This window comes from Uliginosibacterium silvisoli, assembly GCF_036017035.1.
GTDB classification, from domain to species: domain Bacteria; phylum Pseudomonadota; class Gammaproteobacteria; order Burkholderiales; family Rhodocyclaceae; genus Viridibacterium; species Viridibacterium silvisoli.
On record NZ_JAYXHS010000001.1, the window covers coordinates 1,983,317 to 2,002,315 of the forward strand.

Below are 18,999 nucleotides of genomic sequence, written 5' to 3' on the forward strand. Positions count from 1 at the left end.
TTGTGATTGATCAGCCTGACTTTGCGCTATTCGCGGGCCCAAGGACGCAGGCAGGACTTCAGGTGCTGACGCAAATCGCGCTCTTCGTCTCGCGTGTAGTCCTTGGCCACGCGCGTGCTGACCATCTTGTCCGTCGGGCCGTCCAGCTCGGCATTGAGCATGCCCATGAAGGAGGGGGGCGCGACAATGATGGCCTTGGCGTAACGCCCTCGACTTCGCCCCATATAAAGATCGCTCGCCAATCGGTGCGCGAAACCGCGCGCGGTCTGTCTGGGCATGTCCATGCGACGCGAAAGGCGACCACTTTGTGGAGGGCTCGTCTCGGCTTCCTCTGCTTCGCAGGTCTGCACCAGTTCAAGTCCTTTGTCCGGACCATGGTTGGCAAACAGGCGTGCATTGCGGGCATTGGCGACAAGAATCCAGGTGGTGGTCATACGGGCCTCCGGCAGGTGATGCAAGGAATGTGATGTGCGCTGCGAACGCAGCACTTCAAAGCATAGGAAGCCAATCTGCCCTCAGCCACCAGAATAATTACAGTTGTTCGTGCGAAGAGTGCTGGCAAAAACATAGTCTGCGGACTATGGGGTTTACGGCAGTGGTGTGCTGCCAGAGACGAGGCATGTCGGGGGCGGCTTACTGGCCTGATTCGTGCGTCTGAATGAGGCCCGGCAGCGCTCCGGGTCACCCTGCTTGTGCTGCGATGCAGCATTCTGGCGGCAGGTACTTTGGGGCAAATACCTGAAGGCCGCCGGGCCCGGTGCCACTGCTATGGGATAATTCGGCATGGTTTCAGTACAACACTCAGTCGCCAATACACAGGGCGACGCATCGTTGCCAGACCTGCTGGCCGAAGGCCTTGGGCCAACCGAACGTGCCCAGCTGGCGCAAGCCATCGATTGGGCACAGACCGCCTATCACGGGCATACGCTCGGAAGTGGCGAAGGCGTCTGGCAGCATGCGCTTGGCATGACGCTGATTGCCGTTTCGCTCAAGCTCGATATCGATGCGCGCCTGGCCGCCCTGTTGTTTGCCGTGGGGGCGGACGGCCACCACGACGTCGAGCAGATCGAATCGCGTTTCGGAGCACCTGTCGCGCGGCTGGTGGAGGGGCTTTCGCGCCTGAACAGTCTGCGCATGCTCAGCAAGCCTGCGCCGAATGCCACGGCCGCCGATCTGCACGCTCAAACGGAAACCCTGCGCAAGATGGTGCTGGCCATGGCCGAGGACCTGCGCGTCATCTTGCTGCGCCTCGCTTCGCGCGTGCAGACACTGCGCTACTTCACCGAGAACAAGGAACAGGTGCGCGCCGACATCGCGCGCGAGAGCATCGATCTGTATGCCCCACTGGCCAACCGGCTGGGCGTGTGGCAGCTGAAGTGGGAGCTGGAAGATCTTTCTTTCCGCTTCCTCGAGCCGGAGACCTACAAGCGCGTAGCGAAGATGCTGGATGAGCGTCGTGTCGAACGCGAGGCTTTCATTGCCGATTCCATCGAGCGCCTGCGCAACGCCATTGCCGAACATGGCATCAAGGCGGAAATCTATGGCCGGCCAAAACACATCTTCAGTATCTGCAACAAGATGCGCTCGAAGAACGTGGATTTTGATCAGGTGTATGACATCCGGGCATTGCGCGTAATCGTTGATGACGTCAAGGACTGCTATGGCGTGCTGGGGCTCGTGCATGACATCTGGACGCCGATTCCCAACGAGTTCGACGACTATATCCGTCAGCCCAAGGGCAACAACTACCAGTCGCTACACACCGCTGTGCGTGCCGCCGATGGCCGTGCGCTGGAAGTGCAGATCCGCACCTATGACATGCATCGTCATGCCGAACTGGGGGTGGCTGCACACTGGCGTTACAAGGAAGGCGGCGAGAAGGCGGACGGCGCCTACGACGAGAAAATTGCTTTGCTGCGTCAGTTGTTGTCATGGCGCGACGAGGTGTCCGACGTCACGCAGTGGGAAGAGAATACGCGGCGTGCTGCGCTGGATGACACGATTTATGTCGTGACGCCACAGGGGCGCGTACTTGATCTGGCGGCGGGTGCTACGCCAATAGATTTCGCATATCGGCTGCACACCGATCTGGGGCATCGCTGCCGCGGTGCGAAGGTGAATGGAGTGATGGTGCCACTCGATACGCCTCTGAAAAACGGTGAGGTGGTCGAAGTCATCACCATCAAGCAGGGGGCGCCTTCGCGCGACTGGCTGAATCCGCAGTTGGGCTATCTGGTGACGTCGAATGCGCGTGCGAAAGTGCGTCGCTGGTTCGTGCAGCAAGATGAGGACGAGACCGCTTCGCAAGGGCGCGCGATCGTCACGCGCGAACTGCAGCGTCTCGGCCAGACGCAGGCCAATCTCGATGACCTCGCGGGCAGGCTCAACTTCAAGGACACGCACACCTTCTTCATGGGTGTCGGGCGAGGTGACGTCAGTACGCGTCAGATCCAGAATGCCTTCCAGACCGAGGCACCGGCGCCGACTGCGCCGGAGCTGGTGATCGGCCAGAGCCGTGCCGGACATTCGGCAGAAGGCGTGCTGGTGGTCGGTGTCGGGCAGTTGCTGACGCAGCTGGCGCGTTGCTGCAAGCCCGTGCCGCCGGATCCGATACAGGGCTTCGTCACGCGTGGGCGAGGTGTTTCCATCCACCGTGCCGATTGCCGCAGCTTCCTCAATATCGCGCAGCGTCATCCCGAACGCCTTGTGCCGACGGAGTGGGGTGGCCTCGTCAAGAAGGATGTGGCGAAAGTCGGCGGACGGGGCGAGGTCTATCCGGTCGACATCGCGATTGACGCGAACGATCGCCAGGGCTTGTTGCGCGATATTTCGGACGTATTCTCGCGCGACAAATTCAACGTGATCGGGGTTAACACGGTCTCACGCGGGCCGCGGGCCTACATGAAGTTCACGGTGGAGGTAAGCAGCGTCGAACTGGTGCAGCGCATCTTGCAACAGGTCAGCGAAGTCGAAGGTGTTGTTTCGGCGCGGCGCTGTTGAACTGGATTGCAGTAGCGATAAAAAAACAGCCGCTTCAGGCCTCCTGAAGCGGCTGTTTTTTGACTGTCTTACTTGGCTGTGCCGTCGGGGTTCTTCTTTGACGTTGCGGCCAGAGTCTTGTTGGCTGCATCCACGGCGGTCTTCTTTTCGCCCTTGGCGGCGTCGACTTCAGCATCGTAGGTCTTCTTGGCTGCGGCAACCGCATCCTTGTAAACCTTCTTGGCCGCGCCAACGCGTTCGTCATAAGCCTTGGAGGCGGCTTTGGTCGCTTCGCGGTTCACCACGACCGGATCGGTGGATTGTGCGAAAGCCGTTGTCGATACTGCGGCCGTAGCCAGGATCAGCGTAGCAATGAGTGTTTTCACAATAACCTCCCAACAGGAAAATTTATGAATCGATCAGGGTTCAGGCGACATTCTGCTTACGCGTCATGCTCCTGTAATTACTCTACAGCAGATATGCGTATGAATTGTTAACGAGCGGCTCGAAAGCACGACTTGCCTGCAGAGCGGTGCCCGGAGCGGCGGCCATATCCTACTCATAGAAAATCGTTATCAGCAATCTTCATACCTGGCGCTTGCTCTGGCCGCGCGCGAATGCGTCGGTACACCTCGCGACCAGCTGCAGGACAGGAGCGTGCAAGATTGTCCGCCCCTTCACTCTAGCCCCTCATTTGCCGTTAGCTGCTCGAGAGGCGCCGTGGGCGCGTGTTTTCAACCTGTCATGACGGCGACACAGTGAGCCTGGATACACCCTCGAACACAGTCAATCAGCAGCCCGGTGCCGGCGATGGCAGGCCGAAGTTCGGGTTGTTCGCGTGGATCAATCTCGGCGTGGTGGCAACCGCCTTTCTCATCATCCTGCCGCTACTGTTTCTCGTTGATCGCTTTGCCGAAAACTATGCAGAGCGGCAAGCGGGCGATTCACTCAGCCAGATTGCCTGGCAGATGCGCGATTCGCTGGATCGCGGCATGGCGGAGCGCTACGAAGACATCCTGCGGCTTGGAGGGGCAAATATTTTCTCCAAGGGCATCGAGCCGGGGAGCGCGCGTGGCGCGCTGGAGCGCCTGCAGGAAAGTGATACGGACTATGCGTGGATCGGCGTGACCGACCCCGAAGGCAAGGTGCTGGCCGCGACTGGGGGGCTTCTTGAGGGCGTGAATGTCAGTGCCCGGCCATGGTTCAAGGGCGCGCTGAATGGGCCGTTCGTGGGCGATGTGCACGCAGCCGTGCTGTTGGCCGCGAAGCTGCCGCAAGCCCGTGAGCCCTGGCGATTCGTCGATATCGCCATGCCTGTGCGGTCGGCCGACGGCAGATTGTTCGGCACGCTCGGCGCGCATCTGAGCTGGGCTTGGGCGCGCGCCATACAAGAGGCGCTGATAGAGCCACGCCTGCAGTTGTTGAGCACGGAGATCTGGATCGTCAAGGCTGACGGAGAGGTGTTGCTGGGCCCTGTCGGGCGGGATGGTGGCAAGCTTCAGCTCGCCAGCCTGGAAGCCGCCAAGATGGGCAAGCGAGGTTATGTCTTCGAGAAATGGCCCGACGGCAAGCGCTACGCCACCAGCTACATCCGCACCCAGGGACACCAGCGCTATCCCGGCCTGGGCTGGATCGTGCTGGCGCGTCAGCCTGAAGGTGTTGCCTTTGCAGCCTTCAGGCAGCTGCAACTGCGCCTGCTGGCGGTCAGTGCTGTCATGTGCCTGTTGGTGTTCGTGCTGGCCAACCTGCTGGCGCGACGCATCGCCCGTCCATTGAACGCACTTGCCGGTGCAGCTGACCGCTATGGGGCTGGTGATCTGCATGCGGACATTCCCATGGCCGGCGACTATCACGAGGTTTTCGTGCTCTCGCGTGCTGTCAGCAATATGGTCGAGGCCGAGCATCGCCACAGCAGTGAGCTCGAGGGCATCAATGCCTCGCTGGAGGCGCGCGTCGAAGAACGCACGCAGTCCCTGTTCGAGGCCAACGAACATCTCGGACGTGCGCTGGTTGAACAGGCCGCAGCCGAGGTTGCCGCGCGCGAAAGCGAAGCGATGCTCAGTGACATTCTGCGCAATGCCAACGAGGCTTACGTCAGCACGGATGCGGTGGGCAAGATTACAGGCTGGAATCGCGAGGCCGAACGCATCTTCGGCTGGACGCGCGACGAAGCGATAGGCCGCTCGCTGGCCGATACCATCATTCCCGCGCATCAGCACGAGGCGCACAGTCGTGGCATGGCGCACTTTCTGGCGACGGGTGAGGGTCCCATCATCAACAAACGCGTCGAGCTGATCGCCCTGCGCCGCGATGGCAGCGAGTTTCCTGTCGAGCTAAGTACGTCGGTGGTCAAGCGCGGCGATGAGCTCGTCATCAGCGGCCTGATGCATGACATCAGCGAGCGCAAGGCCATGGAGATGCAACTTGAGCGGCAGGCGCTGCAGGATGCGCTGACGGAGTTGCCCAACCGGCGTGCGCTGCTGGAACGCTTGCCGAATGCCATGGCACGCGCGGATCGCTGGCGCAAGCCGATCGCGCTGTTGTTTCTCGATCTGGATGGTTTCAAGAAGATCAACGACACGCTGGGCCATGACGCCGGCGACGAGCTGTTGCGGCAGTTTGCGCGCCGCCTCGAGGGTAGCGTGCGTCAGACCGATACGGTCGCCCGGTTGGCGGGCGATGAATTCATGGTGCTGCTCGAAGCGCTGACGGCTGCCGAGGTAGATGCCCGCGCCGTCGCTGGCAAGATCATTGCCTCGATGCAGATGCCATTCCAGCTCGGTGCGCATGCCGTGCAGATGTCCACCAGCATCGGCATCGCGATGCACATGCCGCACGAGAGGGGGTCGATCGACGCGCTGCTCGCGCGCGCAGATGCCGCCATGTATGTGGCCAAGCACTCGGGCAAGAACCGCTGGCACCTCAGCGAGGCGGGCCCCGCAGCCGAGGCGCGGCCGGCTGGCTGAGGCCTCAGCGCTGCGCGAGGAGAAGCAGGATCGTCTCGATGAAGGTCGCCATCTCGGCCTGGCGCTCGAGGTAGTAACGGGCGGCTGAACGCGGCGTCTCGCCGACGCGGACAGTCAGCCAGTGCGTGGGGGCGCGCTCGAAAACGACCTCATCGTTCTGGTCATCGCCAACGAAGACGGCGGTGTCCACGCCTTCCGTGCGCGCCAGGGTGAGCAAGGCGTCGGCCTTGTCCGGAGCGTCATGCGGCGTGATATTGACGATGCATTTTCCGCCGAAGATCCGTGCCGGTGGTGACAGAGCGGCACAGGCCTGCAGGATGAGTTGTCGGGCGGCGGCAAGGTCATGCGCCTGCCGGTAATGCAGGGACAGCGAACAGCCCTTGTCTTCGAGGACTATGCCTGCTGCGCGGAAGTCGTCGGCATGGCTTGTCTCTATCGTGGTACGCCAAGCTGCAACGAGCGCTGCGTACTTGCCCGCATTCGCGTTGCCGAGCCCTTCTGCTCCGTGATTGCCGACGATGGCATACGGCGTGAAGCCCAGTCGTGATGAGACGTCGGCAACCGAGCGGCCCGTAATGATCACGACCTTCTGCGTTGCTGCCAGCTCCTTCAGCGACTGGATGACGACCGACGGAGTGCTGGTGTCTGCGTAGTGCGCCGTAATGGGCGCGAGCGTGCCGTCATAGTCGAAGGCGAACAGGACTTTGCCTGTCAGGGCCTGTTGCAGCGCAGCCTGGTTGTCTGGCGAGAAAATGTATTTCATGCAATACACCTGATGGCTGAAGGCTGCATTGTATAGTTGTATGGCATATCAGTTGGCGCGTTTTCGATGTGACTGGACGCGTGCCTGTACGCGACTGCGCAAACGCAGGCGCGCGGCATCGGCAAGCATGGCGCCAGCCCAGCCATAGACGTTGTGCTCGCGGACGATGCTGCGCAGGCTTTGCATGCGCTCCCGTTGCTCGACGCGAGGCATGTTGATGGCGGCCAGCAGGGTATCGGCCGTCTCCTCGACGTGATACGGATTGATGTGCAGGGCCTCGCTCAACTCGCGTGACGCGCCAGCGAACTGGCTGAGTATGAGGACGCCATGCTCGTCATCGCGGGCCGCAATGAACTCCTTGCAGACGAGATTCATGCCGTCGTGGATGCTGGTGACGAGGCAGATATCAGCAGCGCGGTAGAGGCTGGTCACTTCCTCTGTTTCCTGGTGTTCGACGATAAGGTGGATCGGCTGGTAGTTGCCGCGCGTGAAACGGCGATTGATCTGCGAAGCCAGCGCTTCCAGGCGATTCCGGAACGTCTGGTATTCCGTCAGCTCACCACGTGTAGGTGCGGCGACCTGTACCAGCGTGAAACGCCCGATGAATTCGGGGTGCTTTTCCAGCAGGCGCTCGACGGCCTGCATACGCTCGACAATGCCTTTCGTGTAATCGAAACGATCGAGGCCGAGTGCCACAAGGTGGTCTGGCGTGACGCCCAGTCGATCGCGCAGGCTGTTGCGACACTGCGCGAGGGATGGCCAGGCTGCGCGTTCTTCATCCGATGGCCAGTGGATCGAGATAGGGTAGCTCTCCACCAGGGTCTGCTCACCGAGGAAGGAGACCGTGGAGTGCTCCTGCTCGATGCGTGTCTCGAGGAAGCGGTCGACCGTCTCCATGAAGTTCTTGCAATGGAAGCGGGTGTGGAAGCCGAGAATGGTGCTGCCGAGCATGCCGTGCAGCAATTCCTCGCGCCATGGGCAGATGCCGAAAGACTCCGGATTGGGCCACGGGATGTGCCAGAAGGAAATGATGGTGGCGTTTGGCAACCGTTCGCGGATCATGCGCGGAGCCAGGGCGAGGTGGAAGTCCTGCACCAGCACCAGTGGATCCTCGCTGCGCGCTTCGGCAACGACGGCATCGGCGAAGGCGCGATTGACGCGCTTGTAGCATTCCCAATCAGACTGCCGGAACACGGGGCGTACGTGTGCGATGTGGCACAGCGGCCACAGCCCCTCGTTGGAGAAGCCGGAGTAGTAGCCAACCTCGTCGGCCTTGCTCAGCCATAGTCGGCGCAAGGTGTAGGCGGGTTGATGCGGGGGGACCAGCAGGTGGTCGTGGCTGTCGACCTGTTCGCGGTCGGCCGCGCCGCTGCCATGGGCAATCCAGGTGCCGGAGCAGGCGCGCATGATCGGCTCCAGTGCCGTGACCAGGCCGCTCGCCGGTCGCACGAGCGCTACTTGTGTGCCATGCCGCTCGTGGATGTACGGCTCTCGGTTGGAGACGACGATGAGATGTTCATCGCGCAGGTCGGACTTGAGCATTGCACGCAGGCGCACGGCATTCCACTCATCGCCGATGGCATGTGCGCGCCGATGTTCGTCCTCGAGCTGGCGCAGCATCTTGCGTACGTCGCCCTGCAGCGGCGCCAGTTCCGGCGCACCCGCGCGTCTGGATTCAAGACTCTCACCTTGCAGGATTGCCTTGACGCTACTCACCCAGTTGCGCCAGCTCAGATGTGCGACCAGCAGGGCGGTGATCGAGATCACCGCGCCGAGTGCTGCGAAGATCAGTACGAGATAGGTGCGCACTGTCTGGCTGCGGCGCTCAATGAAGCCCATGTCGTGCAGCAGGATCATGTTTGCCACGCCACCGCGTTCGGATTCGAGGCGACGTACTGCCACGTGAATCGTGCCCTGTTTGAGCAGGATCCGCGCATCGTGCTCGGCAATGGTCTGGGCTTCGTTGCAGTCGAGGGTGGCTGGAAATTCTTCAGTACGGTGCAGCATCTCGCCGTCGGCCCCGCAGATGGCGATTGCCATCAGTTTCTCGTCGCGCAAGGTGCGTTTGAAGAGCGGGTCGAGTTGCTGCGGCCGATTGGCCTGGACGGCTTCTGCAATCGAATCGGAGAGGGCCGTGGATATGACGCTGGCACGCATGTTGAGGTCGCGCGTGACCCAGTGCGTCGTCATGTTGTCGATCAGCGGAATGGCCATCAGCGCTGCGATCAGTAGCACCAGGATGAGTGGCGCTATGAACCTGAGCTGAAGGCGTAGTGATCGAATGAGGGTGCGTGCGGTGATCAAACGGAATCCGTATCAAGGTTGTGGAGGTGTTGCTTCGGGCGAGGACGGCGTGCCGTTGCGACACTTTTTGCACGATTTGGTTGCATGTTTTTCGTGTTCTTGCTGACGGTTTTTCATGCGTCAACACAAACTGAAACGTGCGCATTTTATCGATTCATTGTGTCGGCTTCTGGCAGAATTGTCGAGGAATGGCGCGGGTTTTGAGGTTTCTTGCGTGAATCACGAATGCGTCATCAAAAGACGTCTTTTGCGTATTTTTTCTAGTCAGATCGTGGTTAATGATGAGTGATGGTCAGGAGGGCTTGCTGCGTATCGCCCTGCAGTTCGACAAGGGCGGAAGTTATGCGCGTGGCATTGTCGCAGGGGTGGGGCAGTATGTGCGTGCCAGCAGTCTCGACTGGCGCCTGCAGTTGATCACGCCAGCCGAGGCGCAGATGCCCGGGCTGGTGTGGGACGGCTGTATTGGCGACTTCGACAATCGTCCGGTATTTGACGCGCTGGCGTCGCACCAGAAGTCCGTCATTGCTGTTGCCAGTGCCTGCAGTGCTGCGGCGCAGTGCCCGGCGCAGATCCCGCTGGTGATGTCCGACAATCAGGCTTTTATCGCGCTTGCGTGTGATCACTTGATGCAACGCGGTCTGCCGCATCTGGCTTTCTACGGACGGCCGCGATATGTCGGCATGGCTTGGGCCGAGGAGCGTGAAGATGCGTTTCGCAAACAGGTCGGCAGCATGCGCATGAGCACGCATGTATTCAGTGACGGGGCGATGCGCGACGCTACGACTGCGCAGCAGATCGTACTGAACGATCTGGCGCGATGGCTGCGAGCCATTCCCAAACCATGCGGCATCGTTGCCGTGAATGATTCCAGTGCGCAGGAGTTGTTGCAGGCCTGTGCTGCCGCGGGCTTGAGCGTGCCCGACGAAATTGCCGTGGTAGGTATCGACAATGACGAGGTGGCTGCCTCGCTGTCGCGTGTCGAAATTTCTTCCGTGGTGCAGGACACCGAGCGTATCGGCAAGATTGCAGCGCAGATGCTGCACGCTTGTCTCAGGCGGACGGGGCCGATGCAGACGCGCGTTCACGTGCCGCCGGCACGCCTCGCCGTGCGCGCATCAAGCATGTATCTGCAAGGGACCAATCCGTTGGTGACGCGCGCCCGGGCGTTCATCGTGCAGTTCGTCGGGCATGGCATCAAATCCGACCAGGTGGCGCATCACGTCAATGTCTCGCGCTCGACGATTGAGCGCCTGTTTCATCAGGAGTGCGGCTGTTCGGTGCATGACGAGATCCTGCGTGTGCGTCTCGACATGGCGCAGCACCTGCTGAAAGGGGGCAAGCTGAGCGCTTCCGAGGTGGCGATCCGTTGCGGATTCCGCACTCTGCAATACATGCACGTGGTGTTCAAACGTGAGGTGGGATGTACGCCAAGTGAATACCAGGCGCAGCGTTCGGGGCATGGCGTGGAACAGAAGCTCAGTGCCGGTTGATGTCCGTCATGGCGTGCGCGAGCTGCACGTCAGGTGTAAATGAAAAAAGGCAGCCCGTGGGCTGCCTTTCTTTTCGGAACATCCCGTGGATGATCAGAATTCCTTGACGATGCCGAAGCGGGTGTAGTTGCTGTCGGTCTTCGATGCCGTGCCGCTGAAGCCTGGCGAGGTGCCGTCGTACTTGCCGCCATAGGCGGAGCCGTTGGATTGCCAGTCATTCTTCTGGTAAGCCGCGTAGACGTAGGTGTTCTTCGACAGGAAGTAAGCACCACCGAACATGTAGCCATGGCCGCTGTTACGGAATTCGCCCACGTCACGCACGATCGAGTATTCCGCGCCGATTTCCAGCTTGTCGTTCAGGTTGTAGCTGACGACGGCATTGGTCACCTTGTCGGCCCAGCCGCTGCGGCGCGAGTTGACCGTGTTCTGGCCATAACCACGTTGATCGATGTAGGTGCCGGCAATCTTCAGACCCTTGAGTGGTTTGACGCTGGTGTAGAAGCGCCAGAAGTTGAAGCCTTCGACGGCATTGACGCCAGGAACAGTTCCGCCGTTGGTGCTTGGCGTGCGATGGAGGTAGTCGAAACCACCATTGACCATGTCGCCGACCTTGTATTCCAGGCCGCCGGACAGGGCGTCACCGCTGTTGGCGCTGCTGATGTTGCTGTCGCCGCTCTTACGGTTGTCGCCGAATGCGTATTGACCCTTGAACAACAGCCCGACCGGGCCCATGTTGATCGTCGGGGTGCGGATGTCCGTCACGCGGTTGGTCAGTGCGGTGATACGGTAGGTTGCGATACCGTACTTGACGATTTCCAGGTCCTTCGGGCTGACCATGTATGGCTTTTCGGCCAGGTAGAAGTTGTCGCCAGCGTTGATCACGCCCCACTGCACCGTACCGATCGGAGTCGTCAGGTACATGGCCTTCTTATCGTTGCTGTTGATACCACCCTGACCGGTAATGGTCTTGGTCGAATCTTGCGTGAAACCCTTGCCTTCTTCGATCGTGCCGAAACGCAGATCCAGGCTCACACCTGCTTCCCAACCGGGCATCAGGGTTTCCTTGGCACCAACCGTGATACGCGAGGTGCTGGCTGCGCCGTCACCCAGGGTCTCGGTGGTCGAGCCGCCGTTCGGGCCACCAGCGGCCGTATCGGCCTTGGAGGTACGCTTGAACTGGTAGCCAGCGTCGAACTTGCCGCCGATGGTGACGGAAGTTTGCGCGAAAGCGGCGCCGGACATCAGGCCAGCGATGGCGATTGCCAGTAGTTTGATATTGCCAGCGCGTGCATTGCGGCGTGCCGTTGTTGCGATCACTGTGTTTCTCCTCACGTTTTCGATTGTTGATCCCCTCCGCGACCATGCCCACACGGTGCGGAAGTTCCAGCCCATACACGTCTCCTTGTGTGCGCGTCCCGTGTTGGCTGTGGCAGACGTGGGCGTGTCAGGCTCTGGGCGCATTTGAGCAAATGCACTAGCCCCTCTCAATTTCACTTTCCGGTCTGTGTCGTTGTGAAAACCGGTCACATGAATTTGGTGCGCCGCATCGCGTTGCACGTGCTGTGCAGCGTTGTTTGACCTGTGTCAGGTGGGAGCAGAAAACAAAAAACCGGGCAGAGCCCGGTTCAAAAAAACATGCTGGTTACGATTTGCGTCAAACGTGGTCTGGGGCGACGCCAAGCCCCAGTAGCGCATCCAGCTTGCCAGCGCGCTCCAGCTTGACGAGGTCGTCGTAACCACCGACGTGGTGATCGCCGATGAAGATCTGCGGCACCGTGCGGCGGCCTGTGATCTCCATCATCTTCACGCGCTCCTCGGGGAGTGCGTCGACGTTGATCTTCTCGATTCCGGTCACCCCTTTGCGCGCCAGCAAGTGCTTGGCACTTTCGCAATAGGGGCAGGCCTCGGTGCGATACATCCTGACGTGATTCATTGCTGTTTCCTTTCCTGAGCCGACATTCTTCATGTCGGGTCGAGTACGCGAACATCAAGCCGCATGCAGGTTGCTTGTCGCCTTCCTGCATGCGGCGGGGCCTGCGTCAGGCCACATCTACCAGCACCACTTCCGCGTCCTCCACGGCCGTGATTTTCAGCACGCCAGTGTTGCTGACCGCGGCACCATCACGTGCCTCGATGCGCACACCATCGGCCTCGACCACGCCCACGGCCGGCACGAAATAGGCGCGGCGATTTGCACCCAGTTCGTATTCGGCGGTTTGCCCGGCCTTCAGCGTTACGCCCAGAACCCGGGCGTTGGCGCGAATGCGCAGCGCGTCTTCATCACCGGCGATGCCGCTTGCCAGCACTGCGAACTTGCCTGAGCGCTCCGCCTTCGGGAAAGGCTTGGCGCCCCAGCTCGGCTCGCCGCCTTGGCGGTCGGGCATGATCCAGATCTGGAAGATGCGCGTCGTCGTGGCCTCACGGTTGTACTCCGCGTGGCGAATACCGCTACCAGCGCTCATCACCTGTACGTCACCCGCTTCGGTGCGGCCGCTGTTGCCCTGGTTGTCCTGATGGGAGATCGCACCTTCACGCACGTAGGTGATGATTTCCATACTGGCATGACCGTGCGGCGGGAAGCCCGTGCCCGGGGCGATCTCGTCATCGTTCCACACACGCAGCGCACCGTGGCTCATGCGTGCCGGGTCGTGATACTCGGCGAATGAGAAGTGGTGCTTCGCGTTCAACCAGCCATGGTCAGCACCACCCAGTTCAGCGAAAGGTCTGCGTTCGATCATTTCGTTCTCCTGCAATCTGCGGTTTGCCTGTTCTCAGGCAGTTGGTGGCGGGAGTTGATTGCTCCATCGGATGTATCCATCGCCACCGACAGACACAGTGTAGGCGCGCAGGAATTCCTGAGAATCCCCTGGGCCGGGAACGATTGTTCCGCGCATGGAACAATCCGGCGGCGTGCTGCAAGGCTCTCCGAGCCCCTGTCTGGCACGTGCTCCGTCCGTCGGTCTCGCGCCCGCGTTGTCACGAAGCTGTAACAGCCGTGACACATGGGCTCGCTACGCTCCTCTTACTTCGGCCCCAAAAAAATTCAGGTCAATTTCTGGTGACCCAGGCATCCGAAGGGCCAAGCGCGCCGGGGTCCAATCCATCTGGAGTAGAGCATGCAGAGCATCAAGAAGCCCTTGCTGGGCCTTGTTTCCATTTTTTTCATCGCTGGCGCAAGCATGGCCAACGCGCAGGTCCGGGTCACCGAAGTAGCGCCATGGGCCAGCGGCAACGCACCTTACGCCAGCGACTGGTTCGAACTCACCAACTTCGGCAGCTCGGCCGTGAGCATTGCAGGCTGGAAGATGGATGACAGCTCGGCAAGCTTTGCCTCGGCCGTCGCCCTCGCCGGCATCACCAGCATCGCCGCGGGCGAGTCGGTCATCTTTGCAGAGAAATCAGTGAGTGCCAGCTTCCTGAGCACCTGGTTCGGCACGGCCAGCCCGTCGCTGCAATTCGGTACCTATGTTGGCTCTGGCGTTGGCCTCAGCACTGACGGTGATGCGGTCAACATCTACAACGCCAGCGGTGTGTTGCAAGCCAGCGTGAGCTTCGGCGTTGCCGATGGCAGCACCCCGTACCAGAGCTTCGACAATCGGGCCGGCCTCGACAACACCACGATCTCGCAGCTGAGCGTTGCAGGCGTCAATGGCGCATTCGTGGCGCTGAATGATGCGAGCGAGATCGGTTCGCCGGGCAGCATCGCCGCTGTTCCAGAGCCCACCAATATCGCCATGCTGCTGGCAGGGCTCGGCTTGATGGGCGTCATCGTGCGCAAGCGGGCTGTCTGAGCGCCGCGCCGTTCAGCTATTCATCGGGAAGAGAGTCATGAAATCAACAATTGCACGTAGCCTCATTTCTGCCGCCGTTGCAGCGCTTGCCGCAATGGCATCCGTGCCCGCATCGGCGGGCAGTTCGATCAATCTCGCCAACTACAGCGTGACCGGCATCTACTCGCTGGGTCTGACTGCAGGTACCGGCGGCTCTGTCTCCGGCCTCGAAGCCTCGGCGGTGACCTATGCCCGCGATCGCGGCACGCTGTTCTTCGTCGGCGATGAAGGTTTCGGCGTCATTGAAACCACGCTCACCGGCCAGACCATCGGCGCCATGAGCTTCGACTGGAGTGGTACCGGCAGCAGCAAGCACGACACCGAAGGCCTGACTTACGTTGGAAATGGCCAGCTCGTCGTCACCGAAGAGCGCCTCTACGATGCCTACAAGTTCAGCTACGTGGCGGGCGGTACCGCGAGCCTGGTGAATAACGGCGTATCGATCAGCAATGCCAATGTCGGCAACAGTGGCGTGGAAGGCATCAGCTACGACCCACGCAACGGCACGTTCGTGACCGTCAAGCAGGAGGCGCCGGAAGACATCCTCGCAGGCAGCCTGAGCTTCGGTGCGAACCTGGGTGGTACGTCTACGCTGACCAACCTGTTCAACCCCGCTTTGCTTGGCGTCGCAAGTTTCTCCGACGTACAGACCCTGTCGCCTGTGGATGCACTGGTTGGCACGACGGCCGCTGACAACCTGCTGATCCTGAGTCTCGTGTCGCGCAAGTTGCTCGAGGTGGATCGCAGCGGTCAGGTCCTGAGCAGCCTCGACCTGTCGAACATCCTGCCGAACAACGGCATCGAAGGCGTGACGGTCGACGAGAAAGGCACGATCTACCTGGTCGCGGAGCAGCTCCAGATCGATGGGGCTCCGGCAAACTCGGCGTCGCAACTCATCGTGCTGAGTGCGGCCGCTGTGCCAGAGCCAGGCACCTACGCCATGCTTTTCGCTGGTCTCGGCCTGCTTGGTTTTGTGGCTCGTCGCAAGAAGGCGTAATAGCCGCGAGCGGGGCAACGCCAGAAAAAACGGGAGCTTCGGCTCCCGTTTTCATTTCTGACTATGGCTGTGCGGAGGGTGCCGCAGGTCACCAGCGTCAAGCGTAAGCAAGGCGCAGGCCGCTGCACCGATTCGCGCGAATTGCCTTCTGGCAGAACGATGCCTATGGAATTAATCGAGACGGCCTGATCAGTACGCTCCTTGCTCCGTGTTGTGTCGCCGCGCTTTGCGCCAGGACAAATCGGCGTAACAAATTTCGCGGAACCAAGTCCTGCATGCCGTCTCCAACTTTCAGGTGGCCTCGCGATGCGCTTTGGTGCCAAGGAGCGGCGCGAATGCTGCTGACCCATTTATTCACGTTGAAGACAGGAGTTCGATATGCAGATTCAAGTCAATACGGACAGCAATATTGTCGGTCGCGATGCCTTGCAGACTCACGTGGGAGATGTTGTCAAACACGCGCTTCACCGCGTGCACACCCATATCACACGCGTAGAGGTTTATCTGAGCGATGAGAATGGCAACAAGAGCGGCCAGAACGACAAACGTTGCGTGATGGAGGCCCGTCTCGAAGGCAAGAAGCCGGTTGCCGTCACGCACCATGCAGCGAACCTGCATCAAGCTATCGACGGCGCGGCCTACAAGCTGATCCGCTTGCTCGATAGCAACCTGGGCCGTGCGCACGCACAGAAAACGCGTGCCAAGGTACCGGCTGGCGTGGATGCGGATGCCGAGCTGGTGGCGGCCGATTGACATGACCTACCCTGTTGGCATGTCGGCAAGCCGGCGCAACGCCGTGCTGGCTTGCAATGCCGCGAGGCCCGATGTGATCCCCTCACGGGCCTTGCCCAAACCGGTGCAGCGCATCTGCCTGAACACTTCATTACCCGCCTGGCAGTGACCGATCTGCCGTCGCTGCGCGGCAGCCCACTGCTGGCTGCTGATTCCGTTTTCCAGATTTCACCCAAGGCGAATATATACTGATCCCGGAAAAGGCCCTTTGCGCCCGATTCCTGCCTGCTCGTTTCGGCTCGACCTGGCATTTCCCGGACATTTCGTGACCTACTGGAAGACCTTCATGACCACTGCTCCTGAACCAAGCGCTGTCGCCCATCTCCCTCATGTACCGCTGACCGACTATTACGCCGAGGAGAAAGTCCGCATCGGCTTCCTGCGCGAGATGTTCGACAGCACAGCCGAAGACTACGACCGCATGGAGCACATCCTGGGCTTCGGACAGGGCGTGACCTACCGCGCCGAAGCTCTGGTGCGTGCCGGACTCAAGCCCGGCATGCGCGTTGTCGACGTCGCGGTGGGGACTGGCATGGTGGCGCGTGGTGCGGCGCAGATCGTGGGCGACCCCACACTCGTGACCGGCGTCGATCCTAGCCCCGGCATGATGGCCAACGCCAAGGTGCCCGCCGGCGTGACGCTTCTTGAAGGTCGTGCCGAGAATATTCCTTTCCCGGACGCGCATTTCGATTTCCTCAGCATGGGCTACGCCCTGCGGCACGTCAGTGACCTCTCGGTGGCCTTCGCCGAATACCATCGCGTCATGAAGCCCGGCGCAAAGCTGTGCCTGCTGGAGATCACTTGCCCGGAAAGCGCCTGGGGCAAGTTCCTGCTCAAGATCTACATGAAGGGTTTCGTGCCATTGCTGGCACGCGTGGTCGGAAAGAAGCAGAACACGCGCAAGCTGTGGCAGTACTACTGGGACACCATCGAAGCCTGCGTGCCGCCCGCACAAGTGATTGCAACGCTGGAGGCCGCTGGCTTCACCAATGTGCGTCGCCACGTCGAGAAGGGCATGAACATCCTGGGCGAGTATCAGGCAACCAAGCCGGAGTAGGGGGCTGGGCTCCTCCACTGCGATCGCGATGCCGTAGCGCATGGTGTTGTGTGCCAGACGATCTGTCCCGCAGCCAGGAAATTTCCTCCAGTTTCGTGCGTTGATATGTTTATGTTCCTGGAATTTTTCGGAGTCATCGCACTTCGGCATTGCCGAAGGCGGTAACTCCGCGCAGATCATTCACACATCAAACCTGCATTCGACTGGATGGGGGCTTGGTGTCCATTGCTTGTTGCCGGAGAATCTCCCGCGCTCATGCGATTGCGGACTTGCGTGGATCGAGCAACTCATGCCTTCGCCCACGGAAGCGCCAATACTCAAGGGCGCGGCATTATTCTCTGAAGTATTGGCGGACTGGTTACATATATGAGCAATTTCGAAGCGGCAAAGCAGCTCTTCTTCGAGGGGCTGGATCTGCTGGCGGCCTATGATTATGGTGCAGCGGAAGCCAGATTTCTGGCGTCACTCAGCTTTGTCCCAGATAGAGCCTCTACCCTTGCCAACCTGTCGAGTGCGCAGCTCAAACTGAAAAAATACGACGAGGCGGTTGCTTCGGCAGAGCGCGCCTTGTCTCTGAATGATGGGTTGGCCGAGGCATGGCTGAACCTCGGCCTGATTCAGCACGAACTTGGCAGTTACAAGAAGGCGCTGTTTTTTTTTGACAAAGCTACCGAGCGCCAGCCTGACTACTATGACGGTTACTGGAACAAAGCTCTGGCCCAACTCGTTGAAGGTGACTTTGAAAACGGCTGGAGGAACTACGAGTTCCGCTGGAGGATGACGAATGCCGATCCCGTTTTTCAATCCACCGCACCAAGGTTGGCGGGAATAGAGAACATCCATGGGAAGAGCATTCTTGTCTGGCATGAGCAAGGGTTTGGCGACACCATCCAGTTCGCGCGCTATGTCCCGCTTCTTGTGCAGCGAGGTGCCAGAGTAACGTTTGTAACCCCTCCGTCGCTCCATTCATTGTTTGCCAGACAGTTCGACTGCGTCGTAGTTTCGCGCGATGTTCCGCGCGACGATTTTGACTTTCAGATACCGCTACTCAGCCTGCCTTTGTTGTTCGAGACGGACGCCAACTCCATTCCGGCAGCGGTTCCTTACATCAGCATTCCGCCTCAAGAAGTATCCGAGTGGAAAAGAGTGCTCCCGCTGTCGGAAGGACGGCTGAATATCGGCATTGCATGCTCCGGCAGCCTTAGCTTCGATTTGCAGCACGGAAATAATCGTCCTGCCCCTTTGGCTGTGTTCGCGCCATTGATGGACATAGCCAATCTGTTCCTCATTCAGAAAGACATCAGGGATGAGGACAGGGCTTTCCTGGAGCGCAATCCCGGCATCACGCTGACTGGGAGCGCGATCGAGGATTTCGAGGACTCCGGCGCCATTGTCGAGTGCATGGACATGATCATCAGTGTCGATACATCGCTGGCCCACCTGGCGGGAGCCTTGGGAAAGAAAGTGTATGTCTTGCTGCAGTACTCGCCGGACTGGCGCTGGTTGTTGGATCGCGATGACAGCCCGTGGTATCCAACCGCCACATTGATACGCCAACCAACCATGGGCGATTGGTCGGCGGTCATGGCTCAGGTGGAAGAAGAAGTCCGCAGATTTATTCCGGGCTGATCTGTAGCGGACGACGCTCGCTGCTAGGCGGCATTGCTTCAAGCCGCAACGCGCCATTGTCCCGCTTTATGCAAAAGCAGATGCCGCGAATCGCTATTTATCTGCGGGTGGAGCCCCTCTAAAGTCTCTTGATGCGCGGCCACGACCGCATTCGTGGCGCAAGGGCTGCGTGCTTGTGCCAACTCGCACCAC

At 60.3% G+C, this 18,999-nt stretch carries 15 protein-coding genes; 8 read left to right on the forward strand and 7 right to left on the reverse strand.

Annotated features, from left to right (window positions below):
- Nucleotides 1–26: 26 nt before the first annotated feature.
- Entirely contained in the window at nucleotides 27–434 is a 408-nt protein-coding gene (locus tag VVD49_RS09040) for a host attachment protein (RefSeq protein WP_327598812.1), read from the reverse strand.
- A 349-nt stretch (nucleotides 435–783) separates the two neighbouring features.
- Between VVD49_RS09040 and VVD49_RS09045 the strand changes: the two genes are divergently transcribed.
- A complete protein-coding gene (locus VVD49_RS09045) occupies nucleotides 784–3,000 on the forward strand; it encodes a RelA/SpoT family protein (RefSeq protein WP_327598813.1) in 2,217 nt (738 codons plus the stop codon).
- Nucleotides 3,001–3,068: 68 nt separating this feature from the next.
- Here the strand turns inward: VVD49_RS09045 and VVD49_RS09050 are convergent, their stop codons facing one another.
- Nucleotides 3,069–3,365, reverse strand: a complete 297-nt coding sequence (locus tag VVD49_RS09050) for a hypothetical protein (RefSeq protein WP_327598814.1) — start codon at nucleotides 3,363–3,365, stop codon at nucleotides 3,069–3,071.
- Nucleotides 3,366–3,737: 372 nt separating this feature from the next.
- On the opposite strand from VVD49_RS09050, the gene VVD49_RS09055 reads away from it, so the two are divergent.
- Complete coding sequence (locus VVD49_RS09055) at nucleotides 3,738–5,945, forward strand: diguanylate cyclase domain-containing protein (RefSeq protein WP_327598815.1); 2,208 nt, start codon at nucleotides 3,738–3,740, stop codon at nucleotides 5,943–5,945.
- 4 nt (nucleotides 5,946–5,949) lie between these two features.
- On the opposite strand, the gene otsB is transcribed toward VVD49_RS09055, so the two are convergent.
- Both otsB and VVD49_RS09065 read right to left on the reverse strand, forming a co-directional pair.
- Nucleotides 5,950–6,708 carry a trehalose-phosphatase gene (gene otsB / locus VVD49_RS09060; protein ID WP_327598816.1) on the reverse strand — a complete coding sequence of 253 codons (759 nt, stop codon included), beginning with the start codon at nucleotides 6,706–6,708 and terminating at the stop codon, nucleotides 5,950–5,952.
- A 48-nt stretch (nucleotides 6,709–6,756) separates the two neighbouring features.
- Nucleotides 6,757–8,943, reverse strand: a complete 2,187-nt coding sequence (locus tag VVD49_RS09065) for an alpha,alpha-trehalose-phosphate synthase (UDP-forming) (RefSeq protein WP_327598817.1) — start codon at nucleotides 8,941–8,943, stop codon at nucleotides 6,757–6,759.
- Nucleotides 8,944–9,290: 347 nt separating this feature from the next.
- Here VVD49_RS09065 and VVD49_RS09070 point away from each other — a divergent pair, with 347 nt between their 5' ends.
- Complete coding sequence (locus VVD49_RS09070; RefSeq protein ID WP_327598818.1) at nucleotides 9,291–10,502, forward strand: AraC family transcriptional regulator; 1,212 nt, start codon at nucleotides 9,291–9,293, stop codon at nucleotides 10,500–10,502.
- A 93-nt stretch (nucleotides 10,503–10,595) separates the two neighbouring features.
- On the opposite strand, the gene VVD49_RS09075 is transcribed toward VVD49_RS09070, so the two are convergent.
- The 3 genes from VVD49_RS09075 to VVD49_RS09085 all read right to left on the reverse strand — a co-directional run bounded on the left by VVD49_RS09075 (nucleotide 10,596) and on the right by VVD49_RS09085 (nucleotide 13,240).
- Nucleotides 10,596–11,819 carry a porin gene (locus VVD49_RS09075; RefSeq protein ID WP_327598819.1) on the reverse strand — a complete coding sequence of 408 codons (1,224 nt, stop codon included), beginning with the start codon at nucleotides 11,817–11,819 and terminating at the stop codon, nucleotides 10,596–10,598.
- Between the two features lie 337 nt (nucleotides 11,820–12,156).
- On the reverse strand, nucleotides 12,157–12,435 hold the full coding sequence (grxC, locus tag VVD49_RS09080) for a glutaredoxin 3 (RefSeq protein WP_327598820.1): 279 nt from the start codon (nucleotides 12,433–12,435) through the stop codon (nucleotides 12,157–12,159).
- Nucleotides 12,436–12,541: 106 nt separating this feature from the next.
- Nucleotides 12,542–13,240, reverse strand: coding sequence for a pirin family protein (locus tag VVD49_RS09085; RefSeq protein ID WP_327598821.1), 699 nt, complete (start codon nucleotides 13,238–13,240; stop codon nucleotides 12,542–12,544).
- A 378-nt stretch (nucleotides 13,241–13,618) separates the two neighbouring features.
- On the opposite strand from VVD49_RS09085, the gene VVD49_RS09090 reads away from it, so the two are divergent.
- From VVD49_RS09090 to VVD49_RS09110, 5 genes are all read left to right on the forward strand, one after another.
- The gene (locus tag VVD49_RS09090; RefSeq protein WP_327598822.1) at nucleotides 13,619–14,293 is read left to right on the forward strand and encodes a lamin tail domain-containing protein; all 675 of its coding nucleotides are present in this window, start codon (nucleotides 13,619–13,621) and stop codon (nucleotides 14,291–14,293) included.
- Between the two features lie 37 nt (nucleotides 14,294–14,330).
- Nucleotides 14,331–15,329, forward strand: coding sequence for an SdiA-regulated domain-containing protein (locus VVD49_RS09095; RefSeq protein ID WP_327598823.1), 999 nt, complete (start codon nucleotides 14,331–14,333; stop codon nucleotides 15,327–15,329).
- Nucleotides 15,330–15,707: 378 nt separating this feature from the next.
- Nucleotides 15,708–16,082 (forward strand): HPF/RaiA family ribosome-associated protein, encoded by a 375-nt coding sequence (locus VVD49_RS09100; protein WP_327598824.1) that lies wholly within the window; start codon nucleotides 15,708–15,710, stop codon nucleotides 16,080–16,082.
- Nucleotides 16,083–16,407: 325 nt separating this feature from the next.
- Nucleotides 16,408–17,178: a class I SAM-dependent methyltransferase gene (locus tag VVD49_RS09105; protein WP_327598825.1), complete on the forward strand. Its 771-nt coding sequence runs from the start codon at nucleotides 16,408–16,410 to the stop codon at nucleotides 17,176–17,178.
- A 366-nt stretch (nucleotides 17,179–17,544) separates the two neighbouring features.
- Complete coding sequence (locus tag VVD49_RS09110) at nucleotides 17,545–18,807, forward strand: tetratricopeptide repeat protein (RefSeq protein WP_327598826.1); 1,263 nt, start codon at nucleotides 17,545–17,547, stop codon at nucleotides 18,805–18,807.
- Nucleotides 18,808–18,999: the final 192 nt, after the last annotated feature.